This window comes from Sphingobacterium alkalisoli (genome assembly GCF_005049105.1).
Lineage (GTDB): Bacteria > Bacteroidota > Bacteroidia > Sphingobacteriales > Sphingobacteriaceae > Sphingobacterium > Sphingobacterium alkalisoli.
On sequence record NZ_SUKA01000008.1, the window covers coordinates 13,024 to 37,589 of the forward strand.

General features: G+C 40.4%; 15 protein-coding genes. 3 read left to right on the plus strand and 12 right to left on the minus strand.

Annotated elements, in window-relative coordinates; all coding sequences use genetic code 11:
- Positions 1–8 precede the first annotated feature (8 nt).
- Positions 9–1,247: an MFS transporter gene (locus FAZ19_RS20230; protein WP_136822589.1), complete on the minus strand. Its 1,239-nt coding sequence runs from the start codon at positions 1,245–1,247 to the stop codon at positions 9–11.
- A gap of 304 nt (positions 1,248–1,551) precedes the next feature.
- On the opposite strand from FAZ19_RS20230, the gene FAZ19_RS20235 reads away from it, so the two are divergent.
- Complete coding sequence (locus tag FAZ19_RS20235; RefSeq protein WP_136822590.1) at positions 1,552–2,859, plus strand: cryptochrome/photolyase family protein; 1,308 nt, start codon at positions 1,552–1,554, stop codon at positions 2,857–2,859.
- Positions 2,860–2,964: 105 nt separating this feature from the next.
- A complete protein-coding gene (locus FAZ19_RS20240; RefSeq protein ID WP_136822591.1) occupies positions 2,965–4,206 on the plus strand; it encodes a YaiO family outer membrane beta-barrel protein in 1,242 nt (413 codons plus the stop codon).
- Here the strand turns inward: FAZ19_RS20240 and FAZ19_RS20245 are convergent.
- The 11 genes from FAZ19_RS20245 to ettA all read right to left on the minus strand — a co-directional run bounded on the left by FAZ19_RS20245 (position 4,203) and on the right by ettA (position 21,723).
- Positions 4,203–7,622: a sulfatase-like hydrolase/transferase gene (locus FAZ19_RS20245; RefSeq protein WP_136822592.1), complete on the minus strand. Its 3,420-nt coding sequence runs from the start codon at positions 7,620–7,622 to the stop codon at positions 4,203–4,205. The two genes, FAZ19_RS20240 and FAZ19_RS20245, sit on opposite strands and share 4 nt — an antisense overlap.
- Positions 7,619–8,692 (minus strand): hypothetical protein, encoded by a 1,074-nt coding sequence (locus FAZ19_RS20250; protein ID WP_136822593.1) that lies wholly within the window; start codon positions 8,690–8,692, stop codon positions 7,619–7,621. The genes FAZ19_RS20245 and FAZ19_RS20250 overlap by 4 nt, the downstream gene beginning before the upstream one ends.
- Complete coding sequence (locus FAZ19_RS20255) at positions 8,692–9,048, minus strand: response regulator transcription factor (RefSeq protein ID WP_136822594.1); 357 nt, start codon at positions 9,046–9,048, stop codon at positions 8,692–8,694. The genes FAZ19_RS20250 and FAZ19_RS20255 overlap by 1 nt, the downstream gene beginning before the upstream one ends.
- 1 nt (position 9,049) lies before the next feature.
- Positions 9,050–12,964 carry a response regulator gene (locus FAZ19_RS20260; protein WP_136822595.1) on the minus strand — a complete coding sequence of 1,305 codons (3,915 nt, stop codon included), beginning with the start codon at positions 12,962–12,964 and terminating at the stop codon, positions 9,050–9,052.
- Positions 12,965–13,198: 234 nt separating this feature from the next.
- Complete coding sequence (gene ccoS, locus FAZ19_RS20265) at positions 13,199–13,366, minus strand: cbb3-type cytochrome oxidase assembly protein CcoS (protein ID WP_136822596.1); 168 nt, start codon at positions 13,364–13,366, stop codon at positions 13,199–13,201.
- Positions 13,367–13,408: 42 nt separating this feature from the next.
- A complete protein-coding gene (locus tag FAZ19_RS20270; RefSeq protein ID WP_373287748.1) occupies positions 13,409–15,799 on the minus strand; it encodes a heavy metal translocating P-type ATPase in 2,391 nt (796 codons plus the stop codon).
- Positions 15,800–15,809: 10 nt separating this feature from the next.
- Positions 15,810–17,174, minus strand: coding sequence for an oxygen-independent coproporphyrinogen III oxidase (gene hemN, locus FAZ19_RS20275; protein WP_136822598.1), 1,365 nt, complete (start codon positions 17,172–17,174; stop codon positions 15,810–15,812).
- Positions 17,134–17,598 carry a Rossmann-fold NAD(P)-binding domain-containing protein gene (locus FAZ19_RS20280; RefSeq protein ID WP_136822599.1) on the minus strand — a complete coding sequence of 155 codons (465 nt, stop codon included), beginning with the start codon at positions 17,596–17,598 and terminating at the stop codon, positions 17,134–17,136. The genes hemN and FAZ19_RS20280 overlap by 41 nt, the downstream gene beginning before the upstream one ends.
- A gap of 182 nt (positions 17,599–17,780) precedes the next feature.
- A complete protein-coding gene (locus FAZ19_RS20285; RefSeq protein ID WP_136822600.1) occupies positions 17,781–18,842 on the minus strand; it encodes a response regulator in 1,062 nt (353 codons plus the stop codon).
- 3 nt (positions 18,843–18,845) lie between these two features.
- Complete coding sequence (locus tag FAZ19_RS20290; RefSeq protein ID WP_136822601.1) at positions 18,846–20,039, minus strand: PAS domain-containing sensor histidine kinase; 1,194 nt, start codon at positions 20,037–20,039, stop codon at positions 18,846–18,848.
- A 1-nt stretch (position 20,040) separates the two neighbouring features.
- Positions 20,041–21,723, minus strand: a complete 1,683-nt coding sequence (gene ettA, locus FAZ19_RS20295) for an energy-dependent translational throttle protein EttA (protein ID WP_136822602.1) — start codon at positions 21,721–21,723, stop codon at positions 20,041–20,043.
- Positions 21,724–21,973: 250 nt separating this feature from the next.
- Here ettA and FAZ19_RS20300 point away from each other — a divergent pair, with 250 nt between their 5' ends.
- Entirely contained in the window at positions 21,974–24,526 is a 2,553-nt protein-coding gene (locus tag FAZ19_RS20300) for an ATP-dependent Clp protease ATP-binding subunit (RefSeq protein ID WP_136822603.1), read from the plus strand.
- Positions 24,527–24,566: the final 40 nt, after the last annotated feature.

Consider the following 24,566-nt stretch of genomic DNA (forward strand, 5'->3'; position numbering starts at 1 on the left):
GCTTTTAACTACATATTTTGCTGCTCGACCGTTTTGCTTCTTCCTAACTTCATCAACGATGGCGTTAAGAACGAAAGAATTCCTATCAAAATCACCAACCCGCCACAAATTAAAAAGGCATTCGCAACACCAATTCGCTCCGCGATCAAACCTGTAAATAGTAAACCAATCACACTCGGTAAAACGGCCACACTGAAGTACAAAGAAAATACACGCCCCAACATACCCGGAGCGACTTCCAACTGCAAAATAGTGGTAAAAGATGCCGAAAATACAGACAACGCAATTCCACTAAGAATAGTCGCAGCTGCAAAACCAACGAACCATCCTGATGGCAGCCAACCGCATAATATAAAAGACAAGCCTAATACCAGATGCATCGCGTTTATTAGAATAACCTTGGAGGCTTTCACCTTGAAAACGCCTAAAACTGTACCACCAATGAGCATCCCGATTCCCCAGACAATCTCGATAATACTCATTTCCCATTTTCCACCGCCATAATGTCCCGTTGTTAATAATGGAAACATTATCGCTGCCGGCATAATGAAAAATGTGACCATCATGGCATAAAAAAACAGAAAACTCAGCCCTTTATTTTTCAATACGGCATTAAATCCTTCTTTTAACTCAATGACGACTGCGTTGATCGACAATCTTGCTTCCGTTTTAATATGAGGTATGGTCACGAACAAAAGCGAGATGATCGCTGCTGCTGCTCCAATTACATCAAGGTATAACACATTTGAAATCGATAGGTAGGTAATTGCTAACGTTCCGACTGCGGGTCCGGCAATGCTACTCCCCGACTGCAACATTTGATTAATTCCAGAAACACGAAGCAAATCCTTTTCGGGAACAATAAGAGGCGCTATAGCCTGCATTGCAGGTGAATGGAAAGCATTTCCGACTGAACGGAAAGCCAACATTAGGTAGACCCAGTTGAGATTTACCGTTTCGTTTTGTAGCAAAAAGACCATGATTAAGGCACAGAGCGCTAAAAATGCATCTGAAAAGATCATCACTTTCTTACGATTCCATCGATCAATAAATACACCCACAAAAGGTCCTATGATGGCCTGTGGAAGCATGGCAGCAATGCCGGCATACGCTAAAATTTCGGCAGATTTGTGCTCCAGACTTAACCATATAATTACTGCAAAATGCACCGCATAGCTGGTCAACATCGATATAAATTGTCCCGACCATATAAACAGATAGGTGCGCAACCATTTTTTATTTTCCATAAAATTTAATAGTAATAAGTATACAACAATATATGTTAGCCTAAGCTAGGCTATAAGTAAACTGGGTGGTAAATTCAGCACCCTTAGACTAAGCGGTCCAAGGTTTTCCGATGAATGTTGTATAGTTTGCGAACTTCATGATGGCACAAAAATAGAAAATATCTGTAATATTGAAAATAAAAATTATTTTTTTGAATCACGACCATAGCTAGCTTCATATTTTCTGTTCTTTACTCCCTGACGAAAATAAATTGGTATTTTTAGCGAAAATAGTTAAATCGTAGTAGAAAACTTCCTTTTTCAAATGAAGAGTAAACTTGTTATATTTTGGTTCAGACGTGACCTTCGCCTCGAGGACAATACGGGTTTGCAGCAGGCCTTGGCTTCTGGCTACCCTGTGCTGCCTATGTTTATATTTGACACAGAAATTCTAGATAGATTGGTCAATAAGTACGACCGAAGAGTGGATTACATACAGCAAGCGTTGACCTCTGTGAATAGCGCATTACAAGACGCACATACCGCACTACAGACGTATCATGGCAAGCCTATAGAAATATTCGAACAAGTAACAGCAGCTTATGATGTACAAGCGGTATATTGCAACAAGGATTATGAGCCTGATGCAATTAAACGAGACGATACCGTACGAAATTATCTGCTACACAAAAATATTCCATTTCATACATACAAAGACCACGTTATCTTCGAACAATCGGAGATAACGAAAATAGATGGCACGCCCTATACAGTGTATACGCCGTACGCAAAAAAATGGCTATCTGAATTAAAACCGGAGCATTATGCAGCTAAATCAGTTGATTTAACGCCCTGGCAAAAAGTAGATCACTCATCTATCATAACGCTGGCCGATTTAGGATTCAAAAAAACAGACCTAACTTTCCAGGCACCAGAGATAGATCTAAATATCATCATGGACTACGATAAGTACAGAAATTTCCCAGCATTAAACCGTACCACACATTTAGGTATTGCTCTACGATTTGGCACGATAAGCATCAGAAAATGTGTGGCCTTTGCTTTGCAGTATAACGCGACATGGCTTTCTGAACTAATTTGGCGGGAATTCTTCACGCAGATTTTGCATCATTTCCCAAAAGTGGTGGACACCTGCTTCAAAGCAAAGTACGAGCAAATAAATTGGCGGAACAACGAACATGAATTTGAATTATGGTGTAAAGGGGAAACGGGCTATCCCATTGTTGATGCAGGAATGCGACAATTGAACCTAACTGGCTTTATGCATAACCGGGTGCGGATGGTGGTAGCAAGTTTTTTATGCAAACACCTGCTTATCGATTGGCGCTGGGGCGAGGCTTATTTTGCCGAAAAACTAGATGACTATGACCTATCGGCCAACAATGGCAACTGGCAGTGGGCCGCTGGATGTGGATGTGACGCCGCACCCTACTTCCGTATTTTCAACCCTACAGCGCAGACTCAAAAATTTGACAAGGATCTTGCTTACGTGAAAACTTGGTACCCGGAGTACGACCTGCAATTGACACCTCCTATAGTGGACCATACTTTTGCGAGAGAAAGAGCTTTAAGGGCATATAAACAGGCGCTGCAAGACACAGAGATCCAATGATTGTTTAGCAGCAGAAATTGCGAATAAATGGTGCTTGTTTGCATATAAAATCAAATTTGTCTAAGTTTAAGTAATATTACAATACGATCATAAATGACATCTGGAATGAAGAACCTTTTTTATCTTTTTCTCTGTACATTCTTATCTCCGTTTACATCGATGAGCCAAGAAGATGATCTTTCTGCTGATGAGATCTTTCTGCGGGCACGCCATCACGCATTCGAACAGAAAGATTATTCAGAAGCCATAAAATTAAGTAAACAAGCATTACAGAAGGCCCCCGAATACATAGATATCAGCATCTTTCTTGGACGCTTATATACGTGGTCCGATTATATTGACTCCGCCCGAATGGTTTTTACAGATCTGGTTAACAGAAAGGTGGAGGATGAGGATTTCTTCCTCGCTTACGCCTCCCTTGAGTTCTGGAACGACCAGCCTGCTAATGCTAATGCGATTGTAGATAAAGGAATTGCGTTGCATTACGATTCGCAGGATCTGTTGTTGTTGAAAACTAAAATAAATTACAGTAATAATAACTATGAAATAGCGGAGCGTTCGGTAAACCGCTTGTTGGAATTAAACCCAAAGCATACAGAAGCAAGAGCATTGATTAAAAATATTCAAGAATTTACCGCTAAAAATGCGCTTGGAATCACCTATAACTTCACCCATTTTGACAAGCAATTCGAAGATGACTGGCATATCGTCGGCTTGAGCTATCGAAGAGCGACACCGATCGGATCTGTTATTTTTAGAACAAACTACGCTAATAAATTTGCAGATAACGGAGTGCAGTTTGAATTAGAAGCTTACCCACGACTTTCTAAAATATTTTATCTCTATGTCGGAGCTGGTTATTCGGACAACGTGGGAATATTTCCAAATTACCGAACTGGTGTATCGCTTTACGCAAATCTCCCGCAAAGTTTTGAAGGAGAAGTGGGCTACCGTCAGTTGTATTTCAATGATCACATTTGGATGTACACGGCTTCGATAGGCAAGTACTACCAAAATTACTGGTTCAACTTTCGCACCTATCTTACGCCAAGTCAAGAAAATATTTCCCAATCTTATGCAGGTACTGTCCGTTACTATACCAAAGGTGCAAATGACTACCTTGGATTCATTATCGGTACCGGTTTAAGCCCTGAGGAGAATCGCAACAACTTACTAGACAATGCTTCTTATAAATTAAAAACATTTAAAGTAGGTGCTGAGTATAATTTCTCTGTAAATCGCACAAACCTTTTCTCCATTTCTTCCACTTATTATAACCAAGAGTATAGACCTAACGAAAAGGGAAACCAAATAGATATTACCGTTGGTTATATCAAAACATTCTAAGGCTTGCGTCCTTCGAAATAGCCTCGGTAAACGCTATCGGGGAGAAGCTTCTTTTTGGTATGGAAAAATTTATTTTTATGCTTAAATGTTTCAAAACGGTGCAACAACAGCTCACGTGCAGAGACATCCGAGATAAGATCTCCATTCAGTCGTTTATCCAATTTGTAAAGTTTTCCGTCCGAGAGGTGATAATTACGATAGACAAAATCACTCAACTGATTTTTACTTTGCATGAGCGCAATCCCGTTACTTTTTTCGGATATCCCTTCTGCCAATCCCCGGCCAACCCAAGTGACGTGACTGGGTGTATACAATCCAAAGTTCTCCCGGTAATATGCCAAAAGAGAGGGGGCTATATCAAAATGACTGACTGTATTCAAGAAAGTATGAGGTTCTTTCAACAAAGGCGAGTAGATGATAAGCGGAACATGGTAGCGATCCATTTTACTTTGCAAAGGAATCTCTGGCATAGCATGGTCTCCTGTTATTAAGAACAAGGTATTACCGAAGTCAGCTCTTTTTTGATACGCGGCAAAAAATTGGCGTAACGCATCATCTAAGTTCAAGACGGACACCAACTGTTTCTTATTCTCAAGCGCCCATTTTCTATTATCAGCGGCTAATGATAGGCTCGCCACTCTTTGATCAAAAAGTTTATCGTAATAAGCTTCATTATTAATTAAAAAAGGATTATGTGTAGACAAGGTTAGCAAGACATGAAAATAGGGGCTTTGCTGTAAGCCCTGCAATTCGATAAATTTATTAAATACAGCTTGATCCTCGTATCCCCAACTTTCCCCCCCTTGCTCAGGAAGCTTTTTATAAGGAGGTGAAAACGCATTCTGATCGATAAGTTTATCCACTCCACTGTAGTTGATAAACTTACTCATCTGATCAAAACTGGCGTCTCCACCATAAAAAAAACCAGTGGAAAATCCATTTTTTTTCAACACATTAAACAGATTGAAATGCGGAGGCAAGCTGTCTTGTTCTAAAAAACCATGCGGTCCGAAAGGTAATGAACCAGTTAATGTAGGCAATACGGCAAAAGTTCTTCCCGAGGAACTCAGGTTATTCTCCCAATGGAGAGACTGCTTAGCCAAAGAATCAATAAATGGTGTAAAGTTGCCAACGTAACCTAAAGGCGAACTATAGGCGTGCCCCAAACCTTCCACGATAATAATCACTAAGTTGGGTACGGTATCTGTGTTTTTGAAGTATCCACCTAAAATATCTTTTGTATCCTCTTTTCTAAGAAAGGGAAATCCATCGTTCGGATTCGTCGAATCCACTTCATTATCCAACCATCCAGTAAACATACCTGAATGTTCTTCTATATAGATAGTGAGATTAGAATCAAAAAAATATCGCCACTTGCTTCGTCCTGCATTTTGTACAAATAAATCATTTTTGGTGGATGAGAAGAAAATATCTAGGGGCAAAAAGCTCGTTACGATTCCAAGTACTAGCATACCTAAACCTACGTAAACTGTATTTAAAGACCGCTTGCTAAATATCCAAAATGGCAGGTAGCACGCCACTAAAAGAACCACGAGCAACGCAATATTGGTGAAACTTAACATACCGCTCGTATCTAGTATCTGTTTCATCTCCGCGATATTGTAATAGAAAAGGTCCGCCCCAAGTAAATTACGTGATTCTGCAAAATACAGAAACAGGATGTAATGCATTACGACGATGAATGAAAATGAAACTACCAGCACCGTATTTGCCCACCATCGACTGATAAACTGTAATACGAGGTAAATTATTCCGCCTCCTAGAAGCGCTTGAAATGCGAAGTAGAGATTATCTAAAAGAAGTTGTCCTCCGGTATTTACAGCAGCAAGATGTGTAAAACGATGACCATACCACCACCATTCTACGCCCACCGAAATCATATAGAGTATAAGGAATACTAGTGCTATAACGCCAAAGTTTCTCAAGGCAAACGCTAACTGTCGACCTAAGCGTTTCGTAAATGGTTCTTCGATTGCGGCTTGTTGAAAGCCTTGCCGGGTCATTTCTCCCCAGCCATGCTTCTTTCGGAAATAGTCGACTACCCCTCGCACGCCAGCACCTACCACGATCGGGTGAAAATAGAAGGGTTCTAGAATAGCCGTAGCGATTAGCTTGGAAAGATCTTGCTTTTTACTATATACCTGATGACTTACGAGGTCGACCAGGATAGCATAAATAGAATACAAAATCCCAGACGAAATGACCAGCGCAAATAAGGCGAAGAAAAAAGGCCAGTTAATGATCCCGAAGAATAAAAAGAGCAAAAAGATGAAGTATCCTGCAAATTCAACCAGTGGCCCTAAGAATTCAAAGAAAAACCAATAAGGAACACTTATTAGTCCGAGCCGACCATATCTCGGATTAAACATCAACTTGCGGTGCTTCCATAGCGTTTCTATGGTACCACGCATCCAGCGGTTACGTTGTTTCTTTAGTACTTCTTTGGATTCAGGAACTTCTGTCCAACATAACGGATCTGGAATATTCACGACTTCATAAGGTCTTCCCCGCTCTTCCATATAGCGCCGCATCCGAACTACCAGCTCCATATCTTCTCCAACGGTGGTCGTATCGTATCCACCACAGGCTAACACGATCTGCTTATCAAAAGCACCAAAGGCTCCGGATATTAGAATTAAACCCGAAGCCCTGGACCAAGCCATACGTCCTAAAACAAAAGCGCGAATATATTCTAATGCTTGCATTCTGCCTAGCCATGATTTCGGCAAATTTACCTCAACAACCTTTCCGTTCTCAATTTTACAGTTATTGGCCAAACGAATAACACCCCCACAGGCAATGACCTGCTTATCGGTCTGCTCTAAAAAGGGCTTTGCCAATTTCAAAATTGCATCCTGCTCCAGAATACAGTCCACATCTATACAAACGATATAGTCGCCAGAAGATATGTTTACGCCTACATTAAGTGCATCGGCCTTACCCCCATTTTCCTTATCGACGACTATCAACTTCTTGAATGCTGGATTTTTACTCTTGTATACACCTCGTATTTGCTTGGTTTTTATATTCCCCTGCACAAAAAAAGATATCGATTCCAGGTTATACGCTTCAATTAGTTTTTGCATGGAATCGTCCCGACTACCATCATTCACGATAATAATTTCTAGGTTATGGTAGTAAATCGAGAGTAGTGAACGCACATTGTCTATAATGGTCATGCCTTCATTAAATGCTGGAGCGATCAAACTGAGGGTGGGCGCGTCAGTATTTGTGGCAATAAAGTTATAATCGGTAAACGTATTGTCATGCTTGTAGCGTGATACGGCACCATATGCATAGAGCCCGACCCAGATATAAATGAGAAATATTGCTGCTGAATACAAGAGAAATAGCCAGATCACAATTTCGTAAACAATATGTGCGAATTCTATCATACTTTTTCTTGCAACGCGTGTTTAATAACTTGTTTAATTTCTAGGGGTACTATTTCGGTTGCAGCAATATTCTTTAAGTAACTATGCTGTCCTAAAGCAATCAGTGCCTCGGCTGCTGCAATCTTGACCGAAATCGCTGGATTATACCATAGCTGCTCTTGGAGGAACGGTTCACTTTGCGGGCTTCGCGATTTCTTAAGAGTTCGTAAAATCTCGATTTGTGACTCGTGGGGCTGTGTAGCAAAAATTGCTATTAGTTGATAAACGGTATCGACATTTTCTAAGGCCGCTAGGGTACGTATAGCTTGTACGCTAACAGTTACAGACGCATGGTCCAATAAATTAACGACGTCATTGTAAAATGGTAATAACTGAAACTTTCGTATCAAACGGAGGGTAAAAATGATAACCGATTCATTTGGACTGATTAACCAATTTTTCATCCATTTTTCATATGCATCGGGCAATTTTGCTACGGAACGGAGCAAACGCAATTGTTGCCAGTCTGACAAAGGAACTACAAGTGTATTTAGAAAATCTAGACCGTCAAATCCCTTAAAGCCAACTATAGCGTATTGTGCTTCTTGGTAAACCTGTCGCTTTGGGTGGTCCAGTAGGGAGATAATGTCTGGAATAGCATCCTCAACCCGCATGACTGCTAATTCGAGTATTCCGCCAGCGATGAGATACGACTTCTTTTGTTGAAGTTTTTGCCAGGCTGCATCTTCCATTTTATATATTTTAAAGAGATTATTCACTTCATTCCGGGCTACACCCGAGAATTTGCGATCAGAAGCGACCAAAACACCTAAAAACACGTTGCGAAAAGACGGCTCTCGGAGTTGCATCAAGAATGTCTCGTCCAGACTAGCCCCATCTTCACCACGCACAATAGCTTCCATAACCTTTTGCTCGCTCGTTTGTACCCAAGCTTGTCTTCGATAAAGAATCCGGTATTTGTAAAAACTGTAAGACAATACCGTTATAGTCAATAGCAACACCAGGATCAACACCACGACGATGGCGATAACAAGTTCGTGAATGGTAACCCGATGCAACATAGAATTCATTACTTATTGGTTAAACGCTTGATCCTTAAGACTAGTTCATTCGGACTAAAAGGTTTGACCATAAAATCTGCTGCGCCTAGATCGAATGCATCGGCAACGACTTCTTCTTGTCCCAGACTTGACAACACGATAACAGGTAGCTCTTTCTGAAATGACCTTATCGCGGCTAAAATCTCGATCCCAGAAGCGAATGGCATCATAATATCAGTGACCACAAGATCCACATTCAGCTCTTTAATCTTTTCAATTGCGTCTTTGCCGTTACGGGTCAAAATTATTTGATACCCCTCTTTCAGTAGTTTATGCTCTATTGTTCGTAATATTAACTCGTCATCTTCAGCTATTAAAATCAACATGCTATTGCTCCTTTAAAAGTTTCGTAATTAAATTTATTCCTGTTTCAATTTCGTGTTCAATACCCGTTAGCACCACGCTCAGATCGTTGTACGATGACAGGTTGTTTTCCAGTTCAGATGTAGACTTAGCCAATTTGACGAGTCCGGCTGTGGAAGAAGTTCCTCTCAGTTTATGCAGTATTTGCTTTATTCGATCAAAATCTTGCCCCTCTTTCGCTTCTCTGACGTTAAGAGCAGCGTTATTTAGCTCCTTCACCACCAGATCCAAGAAGAACGTCATAAATCCGGCATCATCGCCAACCTGTTGTTTCAATGCCTGCATATCCAAATGGTCGTCTGGTGTCGCAGTAACCATCGTCTCAGAGGGCTCCGGTTTTACAAATTTTTGCAATATGGAATACAGATCTTGTTGTCGTATGGGTTTTGGAAGAAAATCCGACATTCCAGCTGTTAAACATTTCTCCCGCTCTCCAATTACATTTCCTGCTGTAACTCCGATTATTGGTGTAAATTGGTAACCGGGAAGCTGACGGATTTGCTTCGTCGCTTCTATACCGTCTACCTGTGGCATTTGGACATCCATCAATATTAAATCAAAAGACTGATGCAAACATTTACTTACCGCTTCGACACCATTTGACACTTCCACTAGCTCTGCATTGGGCATAATCGACGCCATCATGCGTAAGTTCAAAGCCATATTTACGGCATTATCATCAGCTATTAATACAAGTGCTTGTTGCTTATAAACATGGGATATAGAACCTGACACTTTCAATTTAGCTTGCTCATCATCTTGCTTATTTTGCTGAATAACCCTGCGAAGTGCATGGTACAACTCATTAGATTTAATAGGTTTTAACAGACAGAACGAGTTGGTTTCTTGACGAAAGGTAGATAAAACCTCATGTTCCTCTGATGAGGTATGCAAAACTATCAATGGAACGACCTCACCTTGCTTGTGAAACAGTTCTTTAATCTTATCTATCGTCTCTAGTCCGGAAAGGATGGGCATATGGTAATCCATCAGGATAACATCGAAGCGTTCTCCTTTAACCAGTAGTTGCAACGCTTCCATTCCGTTTGCGGCCAGAACAGACTCTACATTTTTATAGCCCAACATATGTTGAAGGATAACCCGATTGTTCGCATTGTCATCTACGACAAGTACCCTACTTACAGGAAGTTCTCCGTTATTGTCCTCGCCTCCTTGCTCGTAAGCCACGTCGATATCAAAATAGAACACCGACCCTTCTCCCAAAACACTTTCGAGACTAAGCTTACTTCCCATATACTTGAGTAAATTATTCGATATCGTAAGCCCTAATCCCGTGCCTCCGTATCGTTTGCTCACTGAGCTATCTTCTTGCGTGAACGCATCAAAAATCCGCTGCTGCTTGCTGAGCGGGATACCAATACCGGTATCCCGAACCGAAAATCGTAAGGTGAGCGTGCTGCTGTCACAATGAATTTTCTCAATTTTTAGCTCTATTTCTCCCTGTTCGGTAAATTTAACAGCATTTCCTAAGAGATTGATCAAAATCTGTTTGATACGAGGTTCGTCGATCCAGATAAAGGCGGGTAATCCCTGCTCTATGTTGAGTAAAAGCTCTACCTCTTTCCGCTGTGCTTGATAAAGTATTACATTAATTACTTGATGTGCCAGATCGTAAACATTAAATTTGTCGATAAACAGTTCCAGTTTACCAGATTCAATCTTCGAAAAATCTAGAATATCATTAATAATATTTAGCAGGCTATTTCCAGACTCGTTGATATAATTTAGGTATTGTACCTGAACGTCATTCAGCGGTGTTTTCAACAGCAGGTCTGAAAATCCAATAACACCGTTTAGCGGTGTCCTTATTTCGTGACTCATATTTGCCAAAAATTCTGATTTGGCTTCGCTCGCTAACACGGCGAGCTCCTTTGCTTTTTTCAATTCTTGATTTACCTGAACCGATTCGCTAATGTTCTGTGTAAAAATAATAATACCACCGATAAGACCATCAGCCATATGCCAGGGTCGTACTTCCCAATTGAAATGCTGGGCTTCTGAAGTACCCCCCACTTCGATTAGTTCATCGACATTTTTATAAGGCTTACCGTCTAGTGCGTCACGATAGATCTGCTTTCGCTTTTCGGGAATATGCGGAAATAAGTTAAACAGATTTTGATTTAGCAAGTCAGCCTTTCCTTGATGAAAGTCATCGATCCACTGATGACTAACCGAAACATAATTGAAGTCCCGATCAAACATCGCGACGGAGGCTGGAACATAATCTACAAAGGCTTGCAGCATCGCTTCTTTTCGTTCTAGCTCCAAAAACAGTGATTTACTTCGATCTATATCTTGAATAATGCCAAAAACCCGTTTACACGAGCCATTTTCGAGCTCGGGTATTCCTTTTACACGCACCCAAATGACTTCGCCCTGCTCCCTACGAAGTCTCAATTCCGTATCATAAGGTATGCCTTTTGTTATTGCACGTTCAAAAATCTCCTTCAGTTTCGTTTGGCTTTCTGGTTCAAAAAAACTAATCGCATGATCAATAGTTGGAACAAAGTCTTTTTGTACACCATGGATCAGCTTCGTAGAATCAGACCAATAGACCTGGTCTTGAGCAAGATCAACCTCCCATCCACCTACCTGCGCGACGGCATTCGTTTGCTCCAAGATCTGCTTAGTATGTAAGAGATCTCGCTCTAACTGTATTCGTTCGGTCATATTCAGCGCCGTACTCACCACATACGATCTGCCTTCGGTGTCGGTTTCAAGCATATTATGATACAGCCAATAGATCTTTTCTCCGTCCTTGGTTTGCAAAATCATCATATCGGAGTCTTCTCCAACCCGAGCAATCCGCTCCAGATATGCTTCCATATTTTCTAAATGACGAGAGGGGATCAACTGCCGGAGATTTAATTTTTTTACCTGATCTTCCGAATACTTTAATAGTTCACGACCTTTTTGATTGACAGCGAGAATATTGCCATCCAAATCGTGCATACTCATGAGCCCAATGGCATTTTCAAAAAATTTTCGAAACCGTCGCTCAGAACTCTCCAGTTTCTGCTGTTCCTCTCTTTCTTTGGTGATATTTCTACCAAAGGCAAAGATCTCGCGATGGACAGGGTCATATTTGAAACGCCACTCAATGGTAATACCATTATCGTCCATTTTCTTCGTAATGGTAGTCAGTTGAAGTCCCGGATCACTTTCAGACACTTTCTCTAAGGTTGTTAATAAAGTATCGTCTTCATTACCAATAATATCGTAAAAAAAATCATCAATGACAGAGGATCTAGAAACCTCTAATCCTTCTGTGAAAGCAGGATTGGCTTCCTTGACACGAAATACTTCATCTAAGACGCAGATCATGTTTTCTGTGAGGTGAAATATCTCTCCGAAATATCCAGCCTGTATTTTTCTTTTTTTTCCAAGAAGAATTTTGGTCACCGCTTTCCCCAATTGCTCCAAAGACGCAATCTGCTTCGTAGTAATGGATTTAGGAACGAAATCTATGACACAAATGGTACCTAAAACAATACCGTCTTCGTCGGCTAAAGGTACACCGGCATAGAATCTAATGTTACCTTCCCTAATTAAGGAGTTGGAAGACGATCTTACATCCTCAAACGTATCTTCGATGACAAGTACCTCTCTCGTCATAATGGTATATTGGCATAAGGTACTACGTCTGTCGACGGATTCGAAATCGAGGCCTACGCAGCTCTGAATACGTTGCGTATCCTCTTCCATCATCGCTATAAGTGACGCCGGACAATCTGTTATCAGGCAAGCAGCGTGCGCGAAAACATCAAGATCAGGATCTTTTCCAAGCCCCAGAAGTTCATAGGATTTCAACCTTTGAATACGATCCAATTCATTTTCTGGGATAGGGAAATTTTTCATGCACGTGCCTTAAGTAGATTTATTTTATTGCTTCTGAAATTAATAAAACTTTTACGAATGCTTAGCAGATTCAGCATATAAAGTTCACTTTTTTTTAGCTACTATTAAAATAAACAGTTTTAATGCAAAATGGTTCAGAAAAGTTCAAAGAACGCAATTTGCGGGTACGGCACGATAGCTTGAACGGTTATCGTTTAATTACGTGAAAAGGAAATGGTAAATAAGAAAACCGAACTATTTGGAAGAAGAGTCATCCTCAGTGACTTCATCTTCAAATAAAATGCGAATGGAAGGTGTGAAGGTATCTTCGTGCTGTCCGCTTTTATTGGCCCAGAAAAAAGCACACAAGAACAATAGTGCGATCAGTACACTGCATCCGATTAACATAAAAATGATGTTCATTTTTTAAACGTAAAAATTAAATAGTTAAAAATCAAGCCCAACCTAAATCAATTTTCTGCGATTTGCATACCAACGGGTCATGAGACTGGTAAAGGAAATGATCGTAACGGTACTGATAGGCATTAATATAGCGGCAAAGAGTGGGGACATCGTACCTTGCACTGCAAAGCTCAAACCTACAACATTATACAGCATGGAGATCACAAAACTTATTTTGATGACTTTTACCGCATCCCCAGCAAATGCAAAGAATCGAGGTAATTTATCAAAACTCACTCCATCTAAAATAGCATCGCAACCCGGTGAAAAATTATTGATATCATCGGACACAGCGATGCCAAGATTGGCTGTTCGGAGTGCGCCCGCATCATTGAGGCCGTCTCCTAACATGCAAACACGCTTGCCCTCGTGCTGCCAAGCTTCAATACGAGTCATCTTATCACTGGGAGTCTGATTGAACAATAATTTTGTCTGCTCTGGGAAGATCAACCGAAGGGTATCTGCCCGTCGCTCATTATCACCTGATATTAAATGTAGATGGTAACTATTTTTCTTTAATTCGTTGATCACATCTGACAAGCCGGTACGCCAGGACTGCTCTAAGGTAAAAAAGCCTTTAATATTATCATTCACACTGACGTAAACTACAGACCCGCCGACTGTCATTCGAGATTGATTCACAAAGCCGGCACTACCGATACGGACAACATAATCCTGATAGATACCTTCCTGCCCCATACCCACTGTTTCGGCATACCGTTCAATGGGAACAATAAAATCTTCAGCAAGCCATTTTACAATCTCCCGACTTAACGGATGACTGGAATTTCGGCAGATCGAAGAAACAATCTGTCTTTCCATCTTCGTAAGTTCTCCTTCAAAATACATAGCAGATGATGTAGGTGAAGAAATCGTTCCAGTTTTATCAAACACAATCGTATCTATTGCCGCCATTTGTTCAATAGCGGATGTATTTTTTATATAGAGTTTGTTCTTATCAAATATACTCAGGGCTGCGGACAAGGTAAAAGGAGAACTCAGAGCTAGTGCACATGGGCAGGCAATAATCAACACTGCCGTGAATGCCCCCCAGGCCCTATCAGCGTTGCCACCGAAAGCCCATAACAAAGCGGCCAGCATTGCAATTGAAATCAATGCGACCGTGAAATATTTGCTTATAAGACCGACAAAGGTATCAAAGTTCTTGTCATAGCTTTTGAAGCTTTCATTATTCCAAAGACGCGTAAGATAGCTTTGGGAAACGGGTTTCACGACCTCAAGCTCTATCGCTCCGCCTATTTGACGCCCACCTGCATATACTAGTTCGCCCAACGTTTTTTCAATAGGTTTGCTCTCGCCTGTGACAAAACTAAAATCTACTGCTGCGTAACCATTTAATAAGATCGCATCTGCTGGAATAATTTCATTATTTCGCACCAATATCCGATCGCCTACTTGCAGTTCCGCAATTTGTATGGGTCTTTCGTCGTGATCTTGTATCACGGTAACCGCTACGGGAAAATAGGAACGGTAATCGCGTTCGAATGAAATATGATAATATGTACGTTGTTGCACCCACTTGCCGATGAGGATAAAAAAAACCAAACTACAGAGGGTATCTATAAACCCCGCTCCCGACTGATTTAAAATATCAAAGGCTGATCGGAGAAATAAAACTAGTATGCCTAGCGCAAGTGGTACATCCAAATTTAACCGCCGTTGCTTCAAACTATACCACGCGGAGGTAAAATAATCGGAAGCACTATAAAGTAAGACGGGTATACCGAATGCTAAATTCATATACCCGAAAAAACTCGCATACTCGCGCTCGAAAACACCCATTCCGAAATAATCAGGAAAACTAATCATCATTGAATTTCCAAAACAGAAACCAGCAACCGTAATTTTACGTACCAATGCCCCTTGATTGATTTTCTTACCCTCTTTAACAACATCCTGCAAAGTGATCTTGGGTTCGTATCCAATGTTAACAAGAAGCTGCACGAGCTCTCGCAAAGAGATTTCTTGATTTTTAAAGGTAATGCTAGTTTGCTTTTTCATAAAATCCACTTGCGAGCTCGCTATAGCAGGATTTAATTTATACAGATGCTCTAACAGCCAAACACACGAACTGCAATGAATAACGGGAATATAAAAAGTGATAACGCCAATCTCTGTGTCTTGATAATCAACAAGCTTTGCAATTATATTGGGTTCGTCGAGGTAGCTTAGATCTGCCTGAGATGATTTTTGCGCCTTGCCCGGGTGCACATTATAGGTATAGTAGCTTTGTAGATTATTTTCGTTTAAAATCTGATAAACAGTCTGACAGCCTAAGCAGCAGAATGTATGATCCTCCATAACATAAGGTGTATCGGTTACTTCATCTCCACAATGATAACACGATGCCACTATCTCTACATTCCTGCGCATTGCCATACTTTTAAATTGCTTGACTAAATAAATTTTCGCGTTCCTTGCTTCTCTGTAATCTTTCGTCAAACGCCATACATATATTCCTTAAAAACGATTTACCTATCTCCGTAGCAGTGACAGTGTATTGATCGATTTCTACTAATCCGTCTACTATCAACGCTTGTAAACGCGCTATAATTGCTGTATTCAACTGGAATCCAACTATTAGATTCACCTTACTTCGACACATCATATCTAAAATATATTGACGAATAACAACATCTTCTTCATTTAACAAATGTCCTTTGACTACCGGCAGCCTCCCTTCACTAATGAATGTATGATATTCCTCCACTGTCTTGACATTCTGTGCAAAAGCGGTCCAAACATCACTAATAGACGACACACCTAGTCCAATCATAAGGGGCGTATAACGATCTGCATAGCCCATAAAATTACGATGTAGCTTTTTCTCTCGCGAAGCGATAAATAACTTATCCGTTGTTTTGGAAAAATGGTCCATACCAACGTCTTTATACCCCACTTCCTCAATCATCCTCTTTCCTATTTTATACAGATTTAACTTATCTTCTCCCACAGGAAGATCTTGCTCCGTAAACCGTCTCTGACCTGGTTTAATCCAAGGCACATGCGCATAACTGTAAAAGGAGATGCGATCGGGCGACATCAACAGTGACTGCTGCACCGTCATCTCGACCGATAAGGGGGATTGTAAAGGTAAGCCGTAAATAAGATCGAAATTTATAGATTCATATCCGATAGCGCGTGCTTGGTCCATCACCCGCGATACATCTTCTACTGGTTGATGGCGATTTATAACAAACTGCACCCGTTCATCAAAATCTTGTATCCCTAGACTCAATCGTTTAAAACCCAAATCGTACAAGGTTCTCAAGTGTTGTTCTGACGTATTGGCGGGGTGTGCTTCGAAAGAGAACACGGCATCACTGGCTTTTTTATTTCCGGCTAAAATACCATTGATTAGTAAAGCTAAACTTTCAGGCTGAAAAAAAGTAGGTGTTCCTCCTCCCAAATGAATTTCACTAATGTTAACAGCTTCACTTCCTAAAATCACTTTGTACATCTCCCATTCTTTGAGTACCGATTGTATATAAGGATCTTCTACTTGATGGTTTTTAGTAATACGCGTATTACAGCCACAATACGTACATAAGCTTTCGCAATAGGGCAAATGGATATATATGCTGATTCCTCTTTCTTTTGATAGCGTATAATTTTCATGTACCTGCACACTCCAATCACCACTGTTAAAAGAGCTATTTTCCCAAAAAGGTACAGTTGGATAACTCGTGTATCGGGGAGCGGCAACGTTATATTTTGTAATTATCGCGTTTAAACCTATTTCTTTCATCTTCCAAAAATTTCTCTCTTTTCGCACATTTCATGGTACACTGACAAGCGGAGCCTGCACAACCATTATTGCTCCACTGATTTAAGTTTACCACCACTTGATCTGCGATTCCTTTAAGTGACTGATCATTAAAGGGTGTATTAGCTACGTGCAGTTCCAGGAGGCCGGCGTGCATTAGATCAATATGAGTTGTGGATATAGAACGTGTAACAATATGTTTGATTCCAATATTATTTAATTCATCAAGCAATTGCGTATCCAGATTGTCCCGATCTGAAATGATGACCGCATCTTTCCCTCTTGCATAGTGAAGGGTACTAAAACTTAGTGGATTGGAAATCAGTGTTAAGTCATGAACTTTCGCATTTGCTTTGGCAAGCAACTCTTTTTCGTATTCTTGGATATTATATGCTACTACTTTCATGATTAAGATCAAAGCTACAGGAGAATTGAGTAGTAGGGAGTGTAGTGCATCAACTTATTAAATGACTTTCATCACAGATTATATCTATCACAATTCGATATCTAGTAGAAACCTGATAAAACTAAAGGAGAGCGGTGCTCAATCGCACCGCTCTCCTTTAGTTCTCCAATAACAGGCTACTTTTACTGCTTAATATTCCGGAGTTTGCTGATAGAAAAAATTCGAATTGCGTTTCCTTCTTTGATAATCAGCTTTTCGTCTTTAAAATCTGCCAGCATACGACTGATGGTTTCATTCGCCGTGCCTGCTAGCGCAGCAAGATCATCTCTCGATATTCGAATTAAGACTTCGTCTCCATTTTCTCGTTTAGCAGTTTTATCAGCAACGTTTACTAGCGCGTTGGCCACACGCTTACGAACCGAGTCATAAGCAAACCCCAACATCTGCTCCTCCTTTTCCTTCACATTGCCTGATAACAGTTTAATAAACTTTCCTGCAATGCCAGTTTTTTTGATCATAAGTTCATAAAAACGCTCTTTTGGAATTAATGCTAGCTCCGATTCTTCCAAAGCTGATGCATTATCTGAGTACTTTTCATTCAGCAAAAGCGACTCGTATCCAAAAAATTGCTCATCGATATGTATACCTGTCGATAACTCCCTTCCATCCTGATAATAGAGATATGACCTAACTTTACCTGAGATAATAAAATAAAGGAAAATTGGATTGTCTCCGGCCTCAAAAATCGATTGCTTTTTTCGAAAGGTTTTGATCCGAGAATCTTTAACCAAGTCCTGAAGGAGGTAATTTTGCTCCTCTTCACTCAACTCCAGATTCGATCTGCCTTCGGCGCTAACCAAGAGCTTATCTCTTTTTCTGAAACGGCTTTCGATGGCATTAAACAGTTCAACATCATCGAAGGGTTTTATTAAGTAATCGTCCGCCCCCATCTCCATCGCCTTACGCATATCTGCACGTTCTGATTTTGCTGTTAAAAAAATGAACGGAATTTTAGAGGTTGAATCATACTTATTGAGCATATATAATACACCATAACCATCTAACTCAGGCATCATGATGTCGCATAGAATTAGATCAGGCAAATGTTTGGTCGCCATTTCTACGCCCAACTTACCATTTTCGGCTGTAAGAATATTATACCCCCCGGTTAGTTCTAATATCTCGGCTGTACCTTCTCTAATCTCAAAGTTATCTTCAATAATTAAGATCGTTTTCTTTTCCATATATTATGTATTTTGTAGAAAGGTCATTTTAAACATCGCGCCCTGATTGATAGCGGACTGGTACTCCAGAATACCGCCCATCAATTTTACGTACCGTTTTACTATATTTAACCCCAATCCGGTACCCGGAATATTGCCGGTATTGTGCGCCCTAAAGAAGGGCTCGAACAGATTGACTTGGTCTTCCTGCGGGATACCGATACCATTATCTTTTACAATGATCGTACAGGCATCCTCATTAATCTCGGTCGAAAACTCGATAAACGTATCCTCTCCAGAATATTTCACTGCGTTAGATACTAAATTTATAATGCTGTTTTTTAGGAGATGTCGATCTAGAGAAAACTCAGCTTTGGCACCGGTATGTTGATATACAATAAGCTGATTGGTTTTACAGATCATCTGCATTTCCTCCGTGATCTCTTCTCCCAAATGCACCAGGTTAATAAGGTTATTATTCACTGCTACGACACCCGCTTCGAGCTTTTCCAAAGACAAAAAATCATTTAGTATGTTGTTTAACAATTGAACAGCTCCCTTGATACGAGATGTATGTTTTTTCACAGCAGGGAAGTCAGGACGCTCAATATATTTCTCTATTAAGGAAGCGGAAAGCTGAACTGAGCTCAACGGTGTACGAAATTCGTGAGAGGCCATCGATACAAATCTTGATTTCAACTGGTTAAGCTCCTTTTCTTTTTCCAAAGAAGTACTCACATCAGCTTTCGCACGCTCCAATTCGGAAACCAAACTAATTAGGTTTTTGGTACGCTCACGAACAACTTCTTCTAGCTCCAAGGTGTGCTTCAATAATCGATCCTCTGCTTGCTTTTCTTTTGTTAGATCATGAATAAACCCTGTGAAAATACTTTTATCTTTATAAAAGACCTCGCTAACAGCCAAACGAAATGGGAATGTAGTCCCATCTTTCTTTTTTCCGCGCACTTCCCGACCAATACCTATGATCTTTCTGTGACCGGTTGCCTGGTAATTATGAATATAATTGTCATGATTACTTCGATCGGGCTCAGGCATAAGTATAGAGATATTGTTACCGATCACTTCTGAAGCTCTATAGCCAAAAAGCTCTAAAGCAGCTGGATTAATAGACTCTACTATCCCCCTGCTATCAATTGTAATAATACCATCTATAGCGGTAGCAATGATTGCTTCTAATAATCTCGCGGTTTCTAACACGTTATTTTACTAATTTTCTATATTTAATACGTTTCGGACCTATATCGCCCAAACGCTTCTTACGGTTTTCCTCATATTCTGAATAATTACCCTCAAAGAAGTAGACTTGTGAATCACCTTCAAAAGCAAGGATATGTGTACAAATACGATCTAAAAACCACCTATCGTGGGAAATGATTACGGCGCAACCACCAAAATTTTCAAGTCCTTCTTCTAAAGCGCGCAGTGTGTTAACGTCAATATCGTTGGTAGGTTCGTCTAAAAGCAATACATTAGAGGCATTTTTCAACGTAATAGCCAAATGTACACGATTTCGCTCCCCGCCTGAGAGTACGCCAACTTTCTTTTGCTGATCTGCACCATTAAAGTTAAACTTGGAGACGTAAGCTCTGGAATTTGTAGGACGATTTCCTAATAAAATATTGTCATTGCCTTCTGTTATATTCTCCCAAACGGACTTATCCGGATCAAGATCATTATGCAATTGATCTACATACCCCAACACAACTGTTTCGCCAACCTTGAAAGTACCCGTATCAGGCACTTCCTGGCCAGTTATCAATCGGAAAAGTGTGGTCTTGCCAGCACCATTGGGGCCAATAATTCCTACAATCCCTGCTGGAGGTAACGAAAAGCTCAAATTTTCGAACAAAATACGATCTCCGTACGATTTAGAAATATCACTCGCTTCAATAACCACATTGCCCAATCGAGGTCCTGGTGGAATAAAAAGTTCTAATTTCTCTTCGCGTTCTTTGGTTTCCTCGGAGGCTAGTTTTTCATAATTATTAAGTCGTGCTTTAGATTTTGCGTGCCTTGCTTTAGGAGCCATTTTCACCCACTCAAGCTCGCGTTCTAACGTCTTCTGCCGTTTGGTTTCTTGCTTTTCCTCTTGTGCTAAACGCTTTGATTTTTGATCTAACCAAGACGAATAATTCCCTTTCCAAGGAATGCCCTCGCCTCGATCCAGTTCAAGGATCCAGCCTGCAACGTTATCTAAGAAGTATCTATCGTGCGTCACGGCAATTACGGTTCCTTTGTATTGTTTGAGATGCTGTTCTAACCAATCAATAGATTCGGCATCCAAGTGATTGGTAGGTTCGTCTAACAATAATACATCGGGTTCTTGAAGTAACAAACGACATAATGCCACCCTTCTGCGCTCCCCCCCTGACAGATTGGCAATTTTAGCATCGGGCTCTGGACAACGGAGGGCATCCATGGCACGCTCCAGTTTACTGTCCAACTCCCAAGCATTTGTGGCGTCAATTTTATCTTGCAATTCGCCTTGCCTGATCAAGAGTTTATCCATTTCATCTGGATTTTCGTAGACTTCAGGAAGCCCAAATTTCTCATTGATCTCTTCGTATTCTTTTAGGGTATCTGTTATTTCCGCGACCCCTTCTTCCACAATCTCCCGCACCGTCTTTTCGGTATCTAATTCAGGTTCCTGCGCTAAATAGCCCACAGAATATCCAGGAGAAAACACGACTTCACCCTGATAGGATTTATCAAGCCCAGCAATAATCTTCAACACAGAAGATTTACCGGAACCATTTAAACCGATGACGCCAATTTTTGCACCATAGAAGAATGATAAATATATATTTTTTAAAACTTGTTTTTGCGGAGGATAAATTTTATTTACCCCAGCCATCGAAAAGATTATTTTTTCGTCAGACATAGATTCAAGCCAATATTTTTAATAAAATCACTTACCTTTCAAAGGTATTAAATTTACTCGCTAAATAAAATACCCTGTCGCTTTAATTCCAGTAGATTCGTTTACTGCACATGGCTTCAGCTGACAATTTGACGATAATCACCTGTGGCGTGATTGTTGATAAAATATAGAAAATAATAGGAACGGGTTTTATAATTAATTACTACATTTATATCATCCTTAACATATTTTACACAGAAAGGTAATATCCATGGAAGCAAAATTCTCACCAAGAGTAAAAGATGTAATCTCATATAGCCGCGAAGAAGCTTTACGCCTTCGGCACGACTATATTGGAACTGAGCATCTTTTATTAGGGCTGATCCGAGAAGGTGATGGTGTAGCGATTAAAATACTAAAAAATCTTACTATAGACACCGGAGCAATACGCCAATCAATAGAAGATGCTGTAAGAGGTTCTTCTATTTCAAGAGCACCGATCGGAAATATGCCGTTAACAAAACAAGCCGAAAAAGTTCTCAAAATAACATATTTGGAAGCGAAGATTTTCAAAAGTGACGTTATCGGAACCGAGCATCTATTGCTGGCGATCCTGCGTGATGAAGATAACATCGCGTCTCAGATACTGCAACAATATAATGTGTCGTACGATTTGTTTAAAAATGAAGTGGAGCAAAACAAGACAACAATAACAGATGAAGCCCCGGGCTCTCCTGCGAACGATGATGATTATGCGGAAGAAGAAAATTTCGCTGCTCCTAAGAAAGTATCGGATATTAAATCTAAAACACCAGTTTTAGATAATTTCGGTCGTGATTTGACCAGGGCAGCAGAAGATGGCAAGCTAGATCCTATTGTTGGTCGTGAAAAAGAGATTGAGCGTGTTTCCCAGATTCTTTCACGCCGTAAAAAGAATAATCCTATTCTAATCGGTGAACCAGGAGTGGGTAAATCGGCTATAGCCGAAGGACTTGCCTTGCGCATCGTACAACGTAAAGTTTCACGAGTTCTTTTCAACAAGCGTGTAGTCACGTTAGATCTTGCTTCTTTAGTAGCAGGCACTAAATATAGAGGACAATTTGAAGAACGTATGAAAGCGGTGATGAATGAATTGGAAAAATCTCCGGATGTAATCCTCTTCATTGATGAGATTCACACTATTGTAGGTGCAGGTGGAGCGTCAGGCTCTTTAGATGCATCTAATATGTTCAAACCTGCGTTAGCAAGAGGTGAAATTCAATGTATAGGAGCAACGACACTGGATGAATATCGTCAGTTTATTGAGAAAGATGGTGCATTAGATCGTCGTTTTCAAAAAGTAATGATTGAACCAGCTAGTCATGACGAAACGATTGAAATCTTAAACCGTATCAAAGACAAATACGAAGAACATCACAATGTTAACTATACTCCAGAGGCAATTAACGCTTGTGTCACATTGACAACGCGTTACATCTCAGATCGCTTTTTACCAGACAAAGCTATCGATGCGTTGGACGAAGCTGGGTCGCGGGTACATTTGACAAATATTCACGTACCACAGTCTATTTTAGATATTGAAGAAAAAATCGAGGAAGTAAAAGTTGAAAAGAACAAGGTAGTTCGCTCACAAAAGTACGAGGAAGCTGCTAAGCTTCGTGATACCGAGAAAAAACTTCTTGAAGAGCTGGAACGTGAAAAAACAGCTTGGGAAGCAGAAACAAAAACGAAGCGCTTTGATGTTACAGAAGATAACGTAGCAGAAGTTGTATCCATGATGACAGGTATTCCTGTACAACGGGTTAGCCAATCTGATAGTCAAAAGCTATTGAACATGGGCGATGCCATGAAAGATAGAATAATTGGACAAGACGATGCTGTACAGAAATTAGTAAAAGCTATTCAGCGTACACGTGCAGGACTAAAAGACCCTAAAAAACCTATCGGTTCGTTTATCTTTTTAGGGCCAACAGGAGTTGGTAAAACGGAATTAGCAAAAGAACTTGCGCGATTCATGTTTGATTCGGAAGATTCATTAATCCAAGTAGACATGAGTGAGTATATGGAGAAATTTGCAGTTTCTCGTTTAGTTGGAGCGCCTCCAGGATATGTTGGCTACGAAGAAGGTGGGCAATTAACCGAAAAAGTACGCCGTAAGCCTTATTCAGTTGTACTATTAGATGAGATCGAAAAAGCGCATCCTGATGTATTCAACTTATTACTGCAAGTATTGGATGAAGGTCAGTTGACAGATAGCTTGGGTCGTAAAGTGGATTTCCGTAATACGATAATCATCATGACTTCCAACATTGGTGTACGTCAATTAAAGGAATTTGGTCAAGGTGTAGGCTTCACTACTGCGGCAAAAGAGAACCAAGCTGATTCGCATTCACGTGGCGTGATTGAAACGGCGTTGAAACGTGCCTTTGCTCCAGAATTTTTGAATCGTATTGATGATGTAATTGTTTTCAATTCATTAACAAAAGAGAATATATTCAAAATTATTGATATCGAACTCAAATCGCTATTTGGTAGAATCGAAGCTTTGGGTCATACGATCGAATTGACACCTAAGGCAAAAGAATATATCGCTGAAAAAGGATATGATACAAATTTCGGAGCCCGTCCATTAAAACGTGCTATTCAGAAATATTTAGAAGACCCGATTGCCGAGGAAATCTTGAAAGGAGAATTAAAAACCAACGCCGTTCTACATATTGACTATGATGACAAAAAAAATGAAATCATAGTAAAGGGGCATGCCGCTAACGACGATGACAACTCTGTTTCGTCCGATGATCTAAAAGGTAAAAACAATAAATAGAAGAAACGCCGCTCAAAACTAAATGAGCGGCGTTTCTTAT

Bases quoted from the DNA above. Each gene is read 5' to 3' on its own strand.
- FAZ19_RS20300 (WP_136822603.1), top strand. From the start codon at position 21,974: ATGGAAGCAAAATTCTCACCAAGAGTAAAAGATGTAATCTCATATAGC.
- FAZ19_RS20280 (WP_136822599.1), bottom strand. From the start codon at position 17,598: ATGAAAGTAGTAGCATATAATATCCAAGAATACGAAAAAGAGTTGCTT.
- hemN (WP_136822598.1), bottom strand. From the start codon at position 17,174: ATGAAAGAAATAGGTTTAAACGCGATAATTACAAAATATAACGTTGCC.
- FAZ19_RS20240 (WP_136822591.1), top strand. From the start codon at position 2,965: ATGAAGAACCTTTTTTATCTTTTTCTCTGTACATTCTTATCTCCGTTT.
- FAZ19_RS20255 (WP_136822594.1), bottom strand. From the start codon at position 9,048: ATGTTGATTTTAATAGCTGAAGATGACGAGTTAATATTACGAACAATA.
- ccoS (WP_136822596.1), bottom strand. From the start codon at position 13,366: ATGAACATCATTTTTATGTTAATCGGATGCAGTGTACTGATCGCACTA.
- FAZ19_RS20250 (WP_136822593.1), bottom strand. From the start codon at position 8,692: ATGAATTCTATGTTGCATCGGGTTACCATTCACGAACTTGTTATCGCC.
- FAZ19_RS20230 (WP_136822589.1), bottom strand. From the start codon at position 1,247: ATGGAAAATAAAAAATGGTTGCGCACCTATCTGTTTATATGGTCGGGA.
- ettA (WP_136822602.1), bottom strand. From the start codon at position 21,723: ATGTCTGACGAAAAAATAATCTTTTCGATGGCTGGGGTAAATAAAATT.
- FAZ19_RS20285 (WP_136822600.1), bottom strand. From the start codon at position 18,842: ATGGAAAAGAAAACGATCTTAATTATTGAAGATAACTTTGAGATTAGA.
- FAZ19_RS20260 (WP_136822595.1), bottom strand. From the start codon at position 12,964: ATGAAAAATTTCCCTATCCCAGAAAATGAATTGGATCGTATTCAAAGG.
- FAZ19_RS20270 (WP_373287748.1), bottom strand. From the start codon at position 15,799: ATGCGCAGGAATGTAGAGATAGTGGCATCGTGTTATCATTGTGGAGAT.
- FAZ19_RS20235 (WP_136822590.1), top strand. From the start codon at position 1,552: ATGAAGAGTAAACTTGTTATATTTTGGTTCAGACGTGACCTTCGCCTC.
- FAZ19_RS20245 (WP_136822592.1), bottom strand. From the start codon at position 7,622: ATGATAGAATTCGCACATATTGTTTACGAAATTGTGATCTGGCTATTT.